1 protein-coding gene is annotated in these 238 nt (G+C 40.8%); it reads right to left on the minus strand.

Translation table 11 applies throughout. The annotated features are described in order from the left end of the window. Positions 1 to 238: efflux RND transporter permease subunit (locus SB765_RS33440; RefSeq protein ID WP_410933011.1), on the minus strand; the 238-nt coding region annotated here is incomplete at both ends.

The raw sequence follows: 238 nt of genomic DNA on the forward strand, positions 1-238 counted from the left end.
CTCGACCAATTCGGCTTAATGCATAGGTTACTTCAGGGAAAGCCATTAGTTTTTCTTCTAGAATTGGTGCCACAGTGAGCGCGGTATCTAAACTGGAAGAAGGTGCAAGCGTTGCTCTTAAGTTTATCGTCCCTTCTTCTAACTCAGGTACAAATTCAGTACCAATTAATGGAACTAATGCAAAGGCAGAGAAAACTAATATAAGTGCGGCTGAAATGACTAATTTGGTGCGTTTTAG

This window comes from Pseudomonas sp. SIMBA_067 (assembly GCF_046534675.1).
GTDB lineage: Bacteria > Pseudomonadota > Gammaproteobacteria > Pseudomonadales > Pseudomonadaceae > Aquipseudomonas > Aquipseudomonas putida.